22 protein-coding genes are annotated in these 15,986 nt (G+C 39.4%); 21 read left to right on the top strand and 1 reads right to left on the bottom strand.

The features are described from left to right. From LG402_RS07750 to LG402_RS07760, 3 genes are all read left to right on the top strand, one after another. Positions 1-459 carry an Hsp20 family protein gene (locus LG402_RS07750; protein WP_227336733.1) on the top strand — a complete coding sequence of 153 codons (459 nt, stop codon included), beginning with the start codon at positions 1-3 and terminating at the stop codon, positions 457-459. A 627-nt stretch (positions 460-1,086) separates the two neighbouring features. After that, positions 1,087-2,313 (top strand): MBL fold metallo-hydrolase, encoded by a 1,227-nt coding sequence (locus LG402_RS07755; protein ID WP_227336734.1) that lies wholly within the window; start codon positions 1,087-1,089, stop codon positions 2,311-2,313. Between the two features lie 669 nt (positions 2,314-2,982). Continuing rightward, positions 2,983-3,405: a hypothetical protein gene (locus tag LG402_RS07760; RefSeq protein ID WP_227336735.1), complete on the top strand. Its 423-nt coding sequence runs from the start codon at positions 2,983-2,985 to the stop codon at positions 3,403-3,405. A gap of 149 nt (positions 3,406-3,554) precedes the next feature. On the opposite strand, the gene LG402_RS07765 is transcribed toward LG402_RS07760, so the two are convergent. Further along, positions 3,555-4,109, bottom strand: coding sequence for a hypothetical protein (locus LG402_RS07765; protein WP_058336192.1), 555 nt, complete (start codon positions 4,107-4,109; stop codon positions 3,555-3,557). 21 nt (positions 4,110-4,130) lie between these two features. Between LG402_RS07765 and LG402_RS07770 the strand changes: the two genes are divergently transcribed. The 18 genes from LG402_RS07770 to LG402_RS07855 all read left to right on the top strand — a co-directional run bounded on the left by LG402_RS07770 (position 4,131) and on the right by LG402_RS07855 (position 15,983). Next, entirely contained in the window at positions 4,131-4,433 is a 303-nt protein-coding gene (locus LG402_RS07770) for a hypothetical protein (RefSeq protein ID WP_227336736.1), read from the top strand. A gap of 184 nt (positions 4,434-4,617) precedes the next feature. Then, entirely contained in the window at positions 4,618-4,887 is a 270-nt protein-coding gene (locus tag LG402_RS07775; RefSeq protein WP_026090477.1) for a hypothetical protein, read from the top strand. Then, positions 4,887-5,357 (top strand): lysozyme, encoded by a 471-nt coding sequence (locus tag LG402_RS07780; protein WP_227336737.1) that lies wholly within the window; start codon positions 4,887-4,889, stop codon positions 5,355-5,357. The genes LG402_RS07775 and LG402_RS07780 overlap by 1 nt, the downstream gene beginning before the upstream one ends. Continuing rightward, the gene (locus LG402_RS07785) at positions 5,339-5,497 is read left to right on the top strand and encodes a hypothetical protein (RefSeq protein WP_004244729.1); all 159 of its coding nucleotides are present in this window, start codon (positions 5,339-5,341) and stop codon (positions 5,495-5,497) included. Before LG402_RS07780 ends, LG402_RS07785 begins: the two co-directional genes overlap by 19 nt. Positions 5,498-5,499: 2 nt before the next feature. Further along, positions 5,500-5,961, top strand: coding sequence for a lysis protein (locus tag LG402_RS07790; protein ID WP_227336738.1), 462 nt, complete (start codon positions 5,500-5,502; stop codon positions 5,959-5,961). 697 nt (positions 5,962-6,658) lie between these two features. Beyond that, positions 6,659-7,243, top strand: coding sequence for a BRO family protein (locus LG402_RS07795; RefSeq protein ID WP_227336739.1), 585 nt, complete (start codon positions 6,659-6,661; stop codon positions 7,241-7,243). Further along, positions 7,240-7,449 carry a hypothetical protein gene (locus LG402_RS07800; protein WP_108716960.1) on the top strand — a complete coding sequence of 70 codons (210 nt, stop codon included), beginning with the start codon at positions 7,240-7,242 and terminating at the stop codon, positions 7,447-7,449. Before LG402_RS07795 ends, LG402_RS07800 begins: the two co-directional genes overlap by 4 nt. A 79-nt stretch (positions 7,450-7,528) precedes the next feature. Beyond that, a protein-coding gene (locus LG402_RS07805) for an IS3 family transposase (RefSeq protein WP_227335837.1) occupies positions 7,529-8,739 on the top strand; the annotation gives its coding sequence in 2 pieces (ribosomal slippage) (positions 7,529-7,871 and positions 7,871-8,739; 1,212 coding nt in all). 38 nt (positions 8,740-8,777) lie between these two features. Next, the gene (locus LG402_RS07810) at positions 8,778-9,086 is read left to right on the top strand and encodes a hypothetical protein (protein WP_160230281.1); all 309 of its coding nucleotides are present in this window, start codon (positions 8,778-8,780) and stop codon (positions 9,084-9,086) included. A gap of 32 nt (positions 9,087-9,118) precedes the next feature. After that, complete coding sequence (locus LG402_RS07815) at positions 9,119-9,457, top strand: HNH endonuclease (protein ID WP_227336740.1); 339 nt, start codon at positions 9,119-9,121, stop codon at positions 9,455-9,457. 117 nt (positions 9,458-9,574) lie between these two features. Beyond that, positions 9,575-10,042 carry a phage terminase small subunit P27 family gene (locus LG402_RS07820; RefSeq protein WP_006537822.1) on the top strand — a complete coding sequence of 156 codons (468 nt, stop codon included), beginning with the start codon at positions 9,575-9,577 and terminating at the stop codon, positions 10,040-10,042. Then, positions 9,996-11,729 carry a terminase large subunit gene (locus LG402_RS07825; protein WP_227336741.1) on the top strand — a complete coding sequence of 578 codons (1,734 nt, stop codon included), beginning with the start codon at positions 9,996-9,998 and terminating at the stop codon, positions 11,727-11,729. Before LG402_RS07820 ends, LG402_RS07825 begins: the two co-directional genes overlap by 47 nt. After that, on the top strand, positions 11,729-12,997 hold the full coding sequence (locus LG402_RS07830; RefSeq protein WP_227336742.1) for a phage portal protein: 1,269 nt from the start codon (positions 11,729-11,731) through the stop codon (positions 12,995-12,997). The genes LG402_RS07825 and LG402_RS07830 overlap by 1 nt, the downstream gene beginning before the upstream one ends. A 17-nt stretch (positions 12,998-13,014) precedes the next feature. Beyond that, positions 13,015-13,683, top strand: a complete 669-nt coding sequence (locus tag LG402_RS07835; protein WP_020946083.1) for an HK97 family phage prohead protease — start codon at positions 13,015-13,017, stop codon at positions 13,681-13,683. 3 nt (positions 13,684-13,686) lie between these two features. Further along, a complete protein-coding gene (locus tag LG402_RS07840) occupies positions 13,687-14,853 on the top strand; it encodes a phage major capsid protein (RefSeq protein WP_227336743.1) in 1,167 nt (388 codons plus the stop codon). 38 nt (positions 14,854-14,891) lie between these two features. Beyond that, positions 14,892-15,191: a head-tail connector protein gene (locus LG402_RS07845; RefSeq protein WP_161729905.1), complete on the top strand. Its 300-nt coding sequence runs from the start codon at positions 14,892-14,894 to the stop codon at positions 15,189-15,191. Further along, positions 15,191-15,520, top strand: a complete 330-nt coding sequence (locus LG402_RS07850) for a phage head closure protein (protein WP_087802803.1) — start codon at positions 15,191-15,193, stop codon at positions 15,518-15,520. The genes LG402_RS07845 and LG402_RS07850 overlap by 1 nt, the downstream gene beginning before the upstream one ends. Continuing rightward, positions 15,510-15,983: an HK97-gp10 family putative phage morphogenesis protein gene (locus tag LG402_RS07855; protein ID WP_161751931.1), complete on the top strand. Its 474-nt coding sequence runs from the start codon at positions 15,510-15,512 to the stop codon at positions 15,981-15,983. The genes LG402_RS07850 and LG402_RS07855 overlap by 11 nt, the downstream gene beginning before the upstream one ends. Positions 15,984-15,986 lie beyond the last annotated feature (3 nt).

The following is a 15,986-nucleotide window of genomic DNA, read 5'->3' on the forward strand; positions in this document are numbered from 1 at the left end:
ATGCCTAATATTAAACCTTTTTCATTATTCCCAACATTATCTGACAACTTACTTCCAAATCGTTTTGATCAGATAGATCGCCTGTTTAGTCAGTTAACAGGCAGTAAGCCCATTGCATCACCAATTCAGACTTATAACCTGAAACAGATTGATGATAACCATTATGAACTGACAGTGAGTGTGCCTGGATATCAAGAGAATGACTTATCGGTTTCATTAAAAGGAAGCCGTTTATTGATTGAAGGGAAAAAAGAAGAAAAATCAGAAGAAGACAATGATAAATGGATCCACCGAGGCATATCTCAAGGGCAATTTACGTTGCAATTTGACCTTGGTAAAAATGTTAAAATAGACAAAGCCGATTTATCAAGTGGACTTCTGACTATTGCTATTGAGTATGAATTACCGGAAGAAGAGAAACGACAAACAATAGCGATAGAAAATAAAGATAAAAGCTAATTGAGTTAGATAATGTGAATAAGATTAAGGCTACGCATAATGTGTAGCCTTAATTGTTTTTATGAGAGCACTAATTCAAATTTTGGGGTGCAAAGTTTGTAAGTTGAACACAATTAGGGTGGACAGTCTGGTTTGAGCGAAGAACAGACATTGGCCTTATAAAACATCTGAACTGTTCTCTGGAAGGCCTCTGAAAGTAAAGTTTTGGTTAAGCTGAATATTTACAAGGCAAGCTTAGCGTGTTGTCTTGGGCTAAGTTACTTAAGTCACTTTTTGAAGTTGTTATTCTATCAAAAGATATTAGCTTAGGTTGTTATTTCATACATTCGTATAAAGAAAGATAGCCTTCAGTATTAAGCAGATTATTTCCCTGAGGAGGATATAGTTACAATCTTTAGGAGTAAAGGATTGTAGTCCAGCCTGGTTATTAATGGGACAATAGAAATAGTAGCTGCTCGTACTATGTTCCAAAATTTTATTAGCGAAAATCAAGTTGATCCTCTAACTGATTGAATATACATTTCTATAACTCAAGGTGTAGTGTGTGTTGTGACACTTTAGTAAAAATCATCTTTAAATTTAACTTTAAAATAATTTTCTCATCACATTAAGGTGTAAGAAGGATATATGAGCGGAGAAGTATTTCATAAGAGATTGTTTCCCGTTGGTCAGGGTGGATTTAGTTTAGGAGGACTGAGGGGACGCGATGGTAACTTGCTTTACAGTTATGTGTATGATTGCGGAAGTGACCAATTAAATGCATTGCGTAGGGAGATGAATGTAGCTAAATCTATCTTTAATATTGATGAGAAACATATTGATGTGGTATACATCTCTCATTTAGACTCGGATCATATAAATGGATTTGACCATTTGTGTCAGCTTGTAGATAACAAAATACGTAAGGTTGTATTACCTTACTTAGACATCCGTGATAGCTATTACTTAATTGCATCAGAGCTTTGTTCTAATTCGACGTCAGGCTTTTTTATGGAGTTTCTCGTTGATCCTGTCAAATGGGTAAAATCAAAGTTACCTGAGACTGATATTTCTTTGCTTTACCCCAATGATATTGATGATAAAGTTGAACCACTTGTATTTAATAGTGAAAATATTAAAGATAGCGCCATAAACTCGCCAATAAAAATACCTGACCTCACAGAAGATGTTGAATGTAATCGTTGGTCGACTAACAGGATGGTAGAGAACAAAACTAATACATTAATGTCATTAATTTCTTGGATACCACCTCGTTCACGTAAGAAAATTAAAAATTTTAGCCAGCAATTAATTAAAAATGGCTTTTCTGAGTTAAATAAAAAAGAATTACTTAAAATATTAACTAATGCGGAGGAAAGAAAGAAATTACGCGAGTGTTATTTAAAACTCGCTAGTGATCATAATGTAATATCAATCAATCTCTTGATTATTAATAATCAAAATGCTGAGATGGAAGTTATTAGTGAGTCTTGTCGTAAGTGGTTTGATTCTAGATATAGTTGGAAAGACCGATATTTTTCCTTTAATAGATATAAAGGAACTAGCTCTGTTTTATTAACAGGCGACTCGAAGCTTAAAACATCATTATATTATAACAAATGGGTTGGATTCTATTCACAAGTGATTAAAACGGTAAGGGTGATGACATTACCTCATCATGGTTCAGAATTAAATTTCAATCAAAAAATAATTGCAGATTTTGATAATGTTTTGTTTATAGCTCAGTCGGACGGTCATTCACATGGACATCCATCTCAATCAGTAATCGATGCTATAAATTCAAGTTATAAACATAGCTTTACTTTAGTTGATAATGATGCAAAAAATTGGATTGATATAAAATATACATTTTAAATATTAGTTGTATTCATGGGCACGAACAGCTTTACCTACTGTGCCACGGAGAAACAATGGCGCATAATTACTTCAAAATTAAATTCTCAATGGCATAATCCAATAATAGCGTATTTTTATTTCTACTCGTACGTAAAGCTACATGTAAAAGTTCTATTTTTCATTAAGGCATATTACAAAACTAGCCAATGAACTGATCTAACATTACTAAGTAAATTGTGTTAAGTCTGAACCGTAGTGGCTCATTAAATTTGGTCATCCCAATAGATGTGCTCTACTTTCGCTCTTGGCGCTGAGCGGACTGTCTGATTAGATTTAGCCTTGAATTATAGCAGTCTTAGGTCAAACCTGATCAGAATATCTAAGTTGTAAGTATAAAAAGACCACCTAACACAAAATAAAAAAATGCCGATACGCTAGGAGTCATATCGGCATATAAAATAAACGCAAGAAGCAATGTAAGTCATGTCGTACTAATTCGTATCAGACCTGTCAATTTGATACACATGTAATGATAATTATTCTCATTAATATATTCAACCTTAAATTAAATAAGGTTACTTTGTAGCCTTTTCGTTTACGCCGACCACAGAATCAACACGCACTTATACCGTTCACACAAGAGCTGTGAGTCGGCACCTTATTAACTAAAATAAATCGGTAAATGTTATGTCAAAAGAGATAAGCGAATTACAGTTTAGTCTTCACTACGCCTCAGAAACAGACAGTGAAATGAATACCTCCATCATTTTAACGGCGAATATCCATACGGCTGATGGTGAAACTCAACAGCTTACACAACTAATTTGCACGACATCTCCCGCTGGTAAAAAGCAATATCGAATCGGCACACAAAAAATTAGTGATGCAGGCGATCCATTGCTGGTGGCGATTGAATCTTATTGGCGCAAAAATACACAAGAGAGTTGTGTTTATTTGTTAGAGAAAGCGAAGCAATTTATTCAAGGACACTTACAACAAACGAATACATGGATATCTATGTATGGTCTTGTGATTGTTTCTAATGCGTCACTGGAAGAACATTTACCTGAAGGTTTATTAAGGGCATTTAATGTGTCGAAAGCTGTTTGATACTTTGAGTAAACAGAGCAAAAAATAAATATGTTGATTTGTAATTAGCTCTTACAGGTTGAACTCTCCCGAAACTCCAGAGAGTTCATATTTTTAGTTATAAGAGTTTATGGCAAATTACATACTATTTTATAAGTAGGTTTTTATAATTATTGATACATCATCGAGACTCTTCTTATTAATGAGAAGTATGCGATGCAAAGTTTTAACGGTTGAGGAATATCGGGATCAGACATTCGATAGGTAAATGTTTTTTTTGCATTAGAAGGGGAATAGTGTATACCTTCATCTTCTAATTTTAATTCTTGTTCTGAAGAGCGTATTGAATCGATAAGAGTGCAAAGTTTATTTATTCTATCTGCGGGTATTTCCGCATGTAATAATTTATGTGCAAACTGATTTCTTATCTGATCAATATGACAAAAAGCATCATATGCTTGTTTTGGCATACCTAATCGCTGAGCTAGCTTATTTTTATGTTCAAAGGACATTCTAAATCTAACATCGTTAATATTTTCTGGTTTTTCTGCAAACAAATCCTCAATATTTAGATGAGCTGATATAAAAGCTTCTAAAAAATTTTCACAAGTTAAATGTAGTGTTAAAACTGAGACGAGGGGAGTATCGGTCTCACAAATTGTTAATACAGCATTTCGAGTTTTATCATCGGCAAGAAATAATTTTTCAAATATTTTAGTATTCATTCTTTCCTCATAGGACTTTGTATGAAAATAAAAAATGAAACCATTGGATTGGCAGATCCTAATGGCCATATAGCCTGCGTTATTGGGCGCCTACCTGATAATAATGTATCAGAAGTGAATACGGAGGATAATGATATTTTTAAGTCGATAATAAAAGATAAAATTTTTATAGGTGAAACTTGGTCGGATCATGATACATCTTTATTGGCTATATGGAATTCTTTTACCGGTATACAACAGGAGGTTATAAGTAGCGTTATTCAAAGATATAAAGATGAGATATTTAATTTGGAATGTTCTCTTTATGAAAGGAATTTCGATTAGTTGGAATGTTTGGTTATTTGCGAGCACCTGAATATTTTTAATGATCCCACTGAATTCTTGAATAGCCTGTGATCATTCATTCAGCCAACCACATTGGTCTGAATCATTAATTTAATTAAGCCTTATATTTTCACTTTTAACTTTCTCACACTAATCATCAACGGACACTCCTCTGAGGGTGACTATGCGTATGGATAAATTAACCAATGTAACTTATGGAACCGCAGGCTTAACGGCATTTTTTGCCAGTCTCTCATTATATGAATGGGGATTTGTTATCGGGATGGCGTTTAGCATGGCTCTAGGTTTAGCCACTTATTTTATGACTCGTCGAGAACAACGAAAACGCACTCAATTATTTGAAGAGCTTGTTCGTCATGTTGACCCGCAAAACCCGACCGAAACCTTAAAAAGGCTTGCTGAATTAATGGTGAAAGCGCCAAAGGATATTTAATGTCTCTCAAACAGAAAATAGCGGCGATAACAACAGCAGGGGCCACAGCAATCGCGTTAGTAGTAATAGCCCATTTTGAGGGTGTGCGTTATGAACCTTATCGTGATGTGGCGGGTGTTCTAACAGTTTGTTATGGGCATACAGGCAAAGACATTATTCAGGGTAAGAGATACACACAACAAGAATGTGATGCCTTATTACAAAACGATTTTATTAAGACACAACAGCAAGTCGATGCATTAATCAAAGTGCCACTCGATGACTACACCAAAGCCGCTTTATATTCCTTTGCTTTTAATGTGGGTACAACCGCATTTGCTCGTTCAACATTACTCAAGAAACTAAACGCGGGTGATAGATCGAGTGCTTGTGAAGAAATGAAACGCTGGGTTTATGCGGGTGGAAAGGTTTGGCGAGGGCTTGTCAGTCGTCGAGAGGCGGAGTCAGCACTATGTCATGGAAACCTTTAATTATCATTATCAGCTTTATCCTTGCATTACTCATTACAGTCGCTGGTGGCATTTATCTCTTGATTGATAACTCATGTACTAAAGACCAAGTTAGTTTAGAAAAACGCTGTCAGATTGCACTCTCACATCATCGGTACTAATCATGAAATACGGGAAACTCTATGCCGTCATTGCGATGGTAGGCATTATTGTGGGTGGCTATTGGGTGATTAATTGGCAAGCTGACAGGATTAATTCACTGACAGATACCAACAAAAAACTAACAGTGGCTCTCGAAGAACAAAAGTCTATTAATACTGATTATCAAGCACGCATAATGCGGTTAAACCAACTGGATATTCAATATACGCAGGAGCTAGCGAATGCTAAGAATGAAATTAGTCGGTTGCGTGATATTAGTGAGCGTCATCCTGAGCGGGTGTATATCAAAGCCGAATGTCCCAAAGTCACAACCACTCCCTCCACCAGCTTGGCTTATGCAACCACCGCCAGACCTACTGACACCGCTATCCGAAATTATTGGTTACTCCGCGAACGAATTGCAGAGTCAGAGCAGATGATTAAAGGGTTGCAGGATTACATTAGAGTGGAGTGTGTGAACTAAAAAAAGCCCAGCATGGGTGCATGGGCAAACTAACTAAACACCAATCAGTAAGAGTATAGCGAGGTTGATTTTAATTAGTATAGCTTAAGTAAGTATATATACTAGATTGATGATTCTGATTAACCTATTTCTTACCTAAATAAAAACGCAAGATAAAAATAACTCTGTGAATTTGGGCTCCCACAGGGCTTTCACTAGTATATGTGAAAACAATGGATTACCAATATCGACTAAATCAATCTGTTAATAATCAACGCTATTTTTTAGAAAATAATCCTCTTGTAATGATGTTTTAATGCGTTGCGTTGTCGCTGTTCTCATACATTAACGATGACATGTTCTCCTCACATTGAGTGTGTAAGAGAAATCAAAAACAACGAATACCACCGTTTTGTTATTTTTTGGTCATTATCAGCAACGTCAGCTGTAGGTAGAAGAAGGGGCGTGACGATGGAGAGACATCAATATATTTAATTCTACAAACGTCATTTATTTAGTGGTGTATATGGATAGCCATCAGTTAATCGCTGGTGGCTTTTTTTATACGCATTTCATCGCTCATTCACAGAGCAATTCACAAACGTCGAATCCAATCACTTTGATATGAGCCTTCGAGGAAGTCAGTTATAGCTGGCGAGCTTCGACGGGCTGATTTTCTATGTGAACGAGGGTTCATTTCAAATGAAGGTAATACGCTATGAATAAATCCTTAGTTTTTAAAGGTAACAAAATCACCCCATTTGATAATGGTGATGGAAAAATCTGGTTTACCAACAAGCAACTTTCAGAATTACTTGGGTACAAAGATGAGTCATCAGTAACTCGTATCTTTAATCGAAATAAAGATGAATTTACCGACGGCATGTCTCAGACGGTCAATTTGACCGTTAGTAATAAAAACAATGGGATGCAAAATAAAAGAGTGAGGATATTTTCGGTTAGAGGTGCTCATTTGGTCGGTATTCTCTCTAAAACTGATATTGCTAAAGCACTTCGACGCTGGCTACTAGACTTGGCAGAGAAGGAGTCAAAACCTCAAGCAGAGCTAGCAAATCTTGATATGGATGAGCTCAAAAGCCTTACCATTAATGAAATGCAAAATAGATTAGTGGCAGCGGATAATTGGTCTTTCGAAAATTTTGGCAAGAAAGGTAGTGACCTGATGAATTTGCGCAAGCGTCATTTGAAGAAAATACGTAAAGCAAAGAAAGCCATTATTGATTTATCACAACTTACTTTACCTGATATGGGTGATTTTCCAGATGGAGGAGAACCCGCATGAACCACGAACAATTTATAGAAAAGAACATACAGGCCGAGTTAAAGAAGCTCGGCTTTTCTTTATCTGTCACCCAGAGAGCAAGCTACATGGCAGTAGATCATTATCGTCGAATCGCTCAAGCGAGTAAGAAAGGGCGAATGTTTGACGATTGCTTGCATATCGCCAAAGTATGGGCGAGTAAATTTGCTAAAGAGAAAACAAAATAGATCCTAGTGGTCTTTTTTATTGGAGATGACCCGTCCTAAATAAGGTTGACACTTTTCCAATCTGAAATTGGAGAATGTAATGAAACCAATCACTAAACGGACTCAACGCGATTATTCTCTCGCTTTTAAATTACAGCTTGTTGACCAAGTTGAAAAAGGCGAAATAACCTATAAACAAGCCCAAGATCACTATGGTATACAAGGATGCTCTACTGTTTTAGTTTGGCTTCGTAAGCATGGTAGGTTAGATTGGTCAAACGGTACCCCTGATACTTTTTATAGAGGTTCAGCTATGACCCAATCTTCTAAACAACAAACGCCGGAACAACGCATTAAGATCCTTGAAAAGGAACTTGAAGAAGCTCGGCTTAAATCCGATTTTTTCGAAGCTGTGGTTAAAGTCATGGATAGAGACTTTGGAGTTCGTTTGTCAAAAAAGCGCAAAGCCGAGTTATTAAAGAAAAAACGGTTAAAAACCTCACCGTAACAATTGCTTGCCGTTTTATGCAGATCAGCCGACAGGCTTATTACAAGAGGCTGGATAGAACTGAGGAACGAAAGAAAGCAGATTCGGCCATTATTGATGTTGTTAAATCTGAACGAGTCTTACAACCTCGACTGGGTGGGCGTAAATTACATTTTATTTTAAAGCAAAAACAGATGGTTATTGGTCGTGATCGGCTATTTTCTTTATTGAAAGAACATCAGTTACTGGTGCCTAATAAACGGGCTTATCATCGAACAACCTTAAGCCATCATCGTTTTCATCGGCATCCTAATTTAATTAAGTCAGGGTTTATCCCCACACAACCAGAACAGCTTTGGGTGGCAGATATTACCTATTTATCGACGCATGAAGGTGATACTTATTTAAGTTTAATTACGGATGCGTATTCACGAAAAATCGTGGGATATCATTTAGATAACAATATGAAAACAAGTTCAGTGAAGAAATCGTTGGTTCAGGCGTTAAAAAAACGGACTTCGACAACTTCGTTAATCCATCATTCAGATCGAGGGATACAGTATTGTTCTTCGGAATATCAGGAGATACATAAAGAGCATAATATTCAATGTTCTATGACTGATGGGTATGATTGTTATCAAAATGCCTTAGCAGAACGAATTAATGGAATATTAAAAATGGAGTATCTACTGATAAAACCGAGTAATCTAGAACAAGCAAGAAAATTAGTAGAAGAATCAATTCAACTCTATAATGAAAAACGGCCACACTTATCGTTAAACTATAAAACGCCCGATGAAGTACATCGAGCGTTTTATGCCTGAAAAGTTGTCAACCTATATCAGGACTAGTCAAGAACATTATGTCAGATAAACAGATTAACTATGAAGCCATAGGACGTTGTAAGGTCTTGCTTGACAAAATCAAAGTACAGCATCTTGAAAGATCTAAGGCTATAAATGAACTGCGAGCAGTAATCTATTCTCTTCACCAGAAAGGGAATATCAATCATGTTCCACCAGAAGTTGTTGTTTTTGATACTGAGAGCTTAACTTTTTTAGTTGATAAGATTGGACGGACGGATAGTGATCTCATGCGTGCTGTCAGTGAATATAATAATTGGTGTCATGAGGCTGGTGAGAAACCAGTTAAACTGATTGAGGTAGAATGAGCAGTAAAAGAGAATAATAAACAGAATAAACCATGAAAAAACGCAATGTCTATGGTGGTCGCTGGACTAAAGTGCGATTAGCATTTCTTAATGAACATCCACTTTGCGTCATGTGCCAAGAGCAAGGGCGCATTACTGCTGCCACAGTAGTTGACCACATTACTCCACATCGTCTTAAAGAAGCACTTGAATCAGGTGATAAAGAACGTATCGCAAAAGCCCAAGCCTTATTCTGGGATAAAAATAACTTCCAAAGCTTATGCGAACTGCATCATAACTCAACCAAACAACGTATCGAAAAGAGTGGCAAAGTCATTGGCTGTAATGCGGATGGTATTCCACTCGATCCCAATTCTCATTGGCATCAATAACACCATGAATACAGGGTGGGGGCGGGGTAAAAGTTCAAACACTTTCGCCCTGATTACCTAGCGCCCTCATTTGTGTGCACAACCGCGAAATGAAAAGTTTTTTTCTGGGAGGTTCCGATGGCAGGAAGACGCCCGAAACCGACCCACTTGAAGGTGGTCACCGGTAATCCGGGAAAACGAAAACTCAACGATAAAGAACCCCAACCCAAACGTGAAATTCCAAGCCCACCCGAACATTTAACGGATTGGGGGAAAATGGCGTGGGCAAAATTAACCTTACTACTCGATGGAATGGGTGTTTTAACTGTGGCTGACACGCTGGCATTAGAACGGCTGTGTGATATCTACGCCGATATTCTTCAATTGCGAGACACCATTGCCATTGAAGGCCGGACATACACCACAAAAACGCAATTAGGGGATTTTTTAATTAAAGCGAATCCTGCCGTTGCCATGTTGGCTGATGCAGATCGCCGTTTTAAAAGTTATTTAGTCGAGTTTGGTTTAACCCCCGCCGCTCGTTCGAAGGTGAAGATGGATGGTGGAGAAGAAGAGGAAGATCCGCTCAACCAATATTTCGGTTGATCCCGCAACGCAATACGCGCAAGACGTGCATCAAGGCAAAATCTTAGCGGGGCCTGATATTCGTCATGCATGTGCACGTCATCTCAAAGACTTAAATGAAGCCGAGCAACGAGGATTAGTCTGGGATGTTGAGGCTGTCAAAAGGGTGATCGACTTTTTCGCGAAAGTCTTAAAGCTCAATGGCGGGGAGCATGAAGGGAAACCGTTTATTTTATTGCCTTGGCAATGCTTTGTGATTGGCTCTATTTTTGGCTGGAAAATGACAGACGGCACACGCCGGTTTCGCATGGTGTACGTTGAATCAGGCAAAGGTTCAGGAAAATCCCCGATGGCGGGTGGCGTTGGGCTGTATTGTTTAGTCGCCGACAGTGAACCACGTGCTGAAGTGTATGCGGCAGCTACGAAAAAAGACCAAGCCATGATTTTGTTTCGTGATGCGGTGGCGATGGTTGATCAATCTCCCGCATTAAGTCAGCGGATCACCAAATCAGGCGGAACAGGCAAAGAGTGGAACTTGGCTTATTTGAAAACGAGTTCATTCTTTCGCCCGATTAGCTCAGATGATGGGCAATCAGGGCCTCGTCCCCATTGTGCGCTGATAGATGAAATTCATGAGCATAAAAATAATACCGCCGTTGAGATGATGCGAGCGGGCACAAAAGGTCGGCGACAAGCCTTGATATTTATGATCACCAATAGTGGGCATGATAAAACCAGTGTGTGTTATGACTATCATGAATACGGACGAAAAGTTGCCGAAGGCACTATCGAAGACGACAGCTTCTTTTCCTATATTTGCTCACTGGATGAGGGCGATGATCCCTTTAAGGATGAGTCTTGCTGGGGGAAAGCCAATCCGTCATTGGGCTACACCTTTTCTGATCGCTACTTACGTGAACAAGTGACACAAGCTCGAGGTATGCCCGCAAAAGAAAGCATTGTGCGTCGGCTTAATTTTTGCCAGTGGGTGGATGCCGATAATCCGTGGATTAACAGTGAAACATGGATGCAGTGTGAAAACACGTTCACCTTCGATGATCTTCAAGGTGAAGAGTGTTATGGCGGATTGGACTTATCAGGAACCAAAGATTTAACCGCATTAGCCCTGTATTTTCCTCGCCTCAAACGTCTTTATGTTGAATTTTGGACACCCAAAGACACTTTATTAGATAGAGCGAAAACCGACCGAGTGCCCTACGACTTATGGGTAAGGCAAGGTTTTATGCATACCACTCCAGGGAATGCGGTGAGGTATGAATTTGTGGCAGAACGCATTGCTGAAATGGCGATGCACGTCAGCATGAGAGCCATTGCCTTTGATCCTTATCGCATTAAATACCTTGAACCCAAACTCGATGAAGCGGGTGTGACGGTTCCTTTAACTCCGCATGGACAAGGATATTACAAAGCCAAAGATTCAGGGCTATGGATGCCACACTCTATCGAACTGTTTGAACAGCTAATTGATGACAAGAAGATTGAGATCCACACCAATCCTTGTTTGAGATGGAATGCCGCATCTGCTGTGCTTGAGGCTGACCAAAAAGATAACCGCGTCTTTGCCAAGAAAAAAAGCACTGGTCGAATTGATGGTGTGGTGGCATCAGCAATGGCGATTGGGGCTGCGGAAGGTGAGGTTGATGATGGCAACCTTGATGATTTTTTCTCTAACCCATTGAGTATGTGATGACAGATAAACAATATTCAATCGATTTGCGCACTAATCATGGTTGGTTTGCGCGTCTGGCTTCCTTCTTTGTTGGGGGAAGACTTGTGACACCTGAACAAGGTTCACAATCAGGCGTTATCTCAGCGCAAGGTTCGCTTGGTGATTCTTCTGTAAATGATGAGCGAATACTCCAAATATCAACGGTTTGGCGTTGTGTTAGCTTAATTTCGACGTTAACGGCTTGTTTGCCACTGGATGTGTTCGAAACGGATAAACAGGGAAATAGAACCAAAGTTGATTTAAGTCACCCATTGGCTCGATTACTGCGATATTCGCCCAATCAATATATGACCGCTCAAGAATTCCGAGAGGCAATGACTATGCAGCTTTGCTTTTATGGTAATGCTTTCGCGTTGATTGAGCGAAATAAAGTGGGTGATGTGATTAGCTTGCTCCCTCTGCTGTCTGCCAATATGGATGTACGCATGGAGGGGAAGAATATTATCTATAAATATCAGCGTGATCATGAATTTGCCAAATTTAAACAACACGAAATTTTTCATTTAAAAGGGTTTGGTTTTAATGGGTTAGTTGGATTGTCGCCTATTGCTTATGCGTGTAAGACAGCAAGCACGGCCGTTGCGATGGAAGATCAACAACGTGAGTTTTATGCCAATGGGGCTAAGTCTCCTAAAATTCTAACAACGGGTGATAAGGTATTAAATAAAGAGCAACGTAGCCAACTTGAAGAGAATTTCAAAGAAATTGCGGGTGGCCCTGTTAAAAAGCGATTGTGGATCTTAGAGGGGGGATTTCAAGCACAAGATATTGGTGTTAGTCCTCAAGATGCAGAAACGATGTCTTCCCGCAAATTTCAAGTCAGTGAATTAGCCCGTTTCTTTGGTGTTCCACCGCATTTAGTCGGTGATGTTGAAAAATCAACAAGTTGGGGAACAGGCATTGAGCAACAAAACTTAGGTTTTCTTCAATATACCTTACAACCCTATATCTCCCGATGGGAAAACTGCATTGTGCGTTGGCTTCTAAAACCACCCGAAGTGGGGAAATATCATGCTGAACATAATCTTGATGGATTATTGCGTGGCGATTCCACTTCACGCGCCGCGTTTATGAAAGCGATGGGAGAATCGGGGCTAAGAACCATTAATGAAATGCGACGACTCGATAATTATCCTCCTCTTGAAGGTGGAGATGTCGCTTACCGGCAAGCACAATATTTACCGATTAACCAACTCAATAAAGAGCCTCACGAAAGTGGGGCTTAATTATTTATGGAGGTTCAATGCCTGATATTAGAAAAACACTGAATTTTGATGAAGCGGAAATCAAATTTACGGGGGATGGCACACAAGGCGTTTTCGAAGGTTATGCCTCCGTATTTAGTCATCAAGATCTCGATGGTGACATTATTTTACCCGGTGCGTTTAAGCATGTTTTAGATAAGCAAAAACAAAAAGTCGCTATGTTTTATAACCATCGAGTCTGGGAACTTCCTGTGGGGAAATGGGAGTACATGGAGGAAGATCAAAAAGGATTACGTGTAAGAGGACAACTGACGCCCGGTCATAGTGCGGCTCAAGATCTAAAAGCGGCAATGAAGCATGGCACGGTTGACGGGCTTTCTATCGGATTCGGTTGTCTGCGTAATGACTTTGAGCGAACACCTTCAGGTCGTATTTTTAAAAATATCTCCCTGTTACGTGAAATTAGTATTTGTACATTTCCCGCTAATGACCAAGCACAGGTTTCATCACTCAAGAGCATTGATGGGTTATTAACGATCCGAGATATTGAGGATTGGCTGAGAGAGTCAGCCGGTTTATCAAAATCAGAAGCAGTCGGTTTTATTTCCCGCTTCAAATCCGCTATTCGGAGTGAGTCCGATGACACTCAACAATCCCTAGTCGCATCCATTGTTAACCAAATTAATGCATTTAATCTGAAAGGATAGAATATGTCTGACTTAGCTATTATCCAAGAAGCCATCGAAGGCTCACAAAAAAAGGTGCAAGAGCTCTTCGATGCACAGAAGAAAGAAATTGAAGCTACTGGCGCAGTTTCAAAGCAATTACAAACAGATTTAGTCTTAGTTCAAGAGGAATTAAAAAAAGCCGGTGAACGTCTGTTTGATTTAGAGCAGAAAGGGGCAACGAGCGCTGATGATCCTAATGCGAAAAAAGATTTTTCTGAGCGAGCAGCAGAAGCGCTGACAAAATCATGGAATGGAAGTCAGGCTTCTTATGAAGTGAAAACCTTTAATAAATCATTAGGCAGTGATGCGAGTTCAGCCGGAGTTCTCATTCAGCCTATGCAAGTACCGGGTATTATTATGCCGGGGATGCGTCGTTTAGTTATCCGCGATTTATTAGCACAAGGTCGTATTTCCAGTAACTCACTGGAATATGTACGCGAAAAATTGTTTACCAATAGCGCGGCACCCGTGAAAGAAAAGGCACAAAAGCCAGAATCTAATCTGACGTTTGAAAAACAAACAGCAAATGTGATCACTATTGCTCATTGGATCCAAGCGTCCCGCCAAGTGATGGATGATGCTGTGCAGTTACAGTCTTATGTTAATAACCGCTTATTGTATGGCTTAGCGTTAGTGGAAGAGGAGCAATTACTCAATGGTGACGGTACTGCGGATAATTTGACGGGAATTAATCATGTTGCCACTGCCTATGATACCGCGTTGAGTGCTACGGGTGACACACATGCTGATCTGATTGCTCATGCCATTTATCAGGTAACAGAATCTGAATTTAGTGCTTCCGGTATTATTTTAAATCCTCGTGATTGGCATGCCATTGCGTTAATGAAAGATAAAGAAGGGCGCTATATTTTCGGTGGCCCACAAGCGTTTACTTCAAATGTAATGTGGGGATTACCTGTTGTTCCAACAAAAGCACAAAAACAAGGTGAGTTTACTGTTGGTGCATTTGATTTGGCGTCTCAAGTATGGGATCGAATGAATGCAGTTATCGAAGTGAGTCGAGAAGATCGTGATAATTTCGTGAAGAATATGCTGACCATTTTGTGTGAAGAACGTTTAGCATTAGCCCATTATCGCCCTCAAGCCTTAATTAAAGGAACTTTCCCAACGTCTGGAAGAAGTGCTTAAGTAATAGGTCGGGGTAGGTAACTATCCCGTATTACATCATGAATATCTTAGATGTCATTCCTCTTTCTTTACTAAAACAGCATCTCGAATACAGCGGTGATGATCGTGATGAGCAGATTATATTTTATGCACAAAGCGCATTAAATTATTGTTTGAGATGGTGTGATGAACCCACATGGAAATCACCTGATGATATCCCTTATGAAGTGAAATCGGCCATGCTTTTGGTGCTGGGGGATATGTTTGAACATCGAACTAGTCAAAGTGAAATTCCGTTATATGAAAATAAAGCAGCAGAACGATTGTTACTGCTTTGTCGAAATTGGCGAGGTAGTTAATGGATCCGGGACGATTACGCCACACTATTCATATTCAAAAATCAGTATTAGCGCCCGATGCCATCAGTGGCAATGATGTGATTTGGACGGATCATGCGACAAAAGTACGTGCAGCGATCATGCCTTATCAAGGGCGGGAATATTTTCAAGCCCAACAAGTACAAAGTGAGGCCACAACACGAATTCTTATTCGCTATATCGCTGATATTGATACCTCGATGCGTATTGTATGGGGTAAGCGAATATTTAATATTATTTCGATTATTGACCCTTATGAGCGTCATCGTGAGCTTCAATTGATGTGCAAAGAGGGCGTGAATGATGGGTGAGATTAAAATCAGTGGATTGTCTGAACTCGCTCAACGAATGCAAGACATTGCCCGTAAAACCAGAAATCAAAGCGCGCGTAAGGCGATGAATGCAGGGGCTTCGGCGTTAAAAGAAGAAATCAAACATCGAGTGCCTATTCTTAAGGAAACGGTGCCGCATCGACGCAAAGGCACTATCAAGCGCAATATTCGTTCTAAAACGAAAGTACAACGCAATGGACAAGTCAAAACGCGTATTTGGGTGAAATCATTATCGGGTAAAAAGGTGTCTGCTTTTAAACAAGCAACGGGAAAAAGTGCAGCATTGAACCCAAATGATCCATTTTATTGGTGGTTTGTCGAGTTTGGTACGGCCAAGATGCCCGCACAACCGTTTATGCGCCCCAGCTTTGAGGCGAAAAAGGAAGCGACGGCTAAAGTGATTGTTCAAACACTCAAAGAGGATATTGAAAAAACAAGGTAGAGA

Origin of the sequence: Proteus sp. NMG38-2, from assembly GCF_020640995.1 — a bacterium.
Taxonomy (GTDB): domain Bacteria; phylum Pseudomonadota; class Gammaproteobacteria; order Enterobacterales; family Enterobacteriaceae; genus Proteus.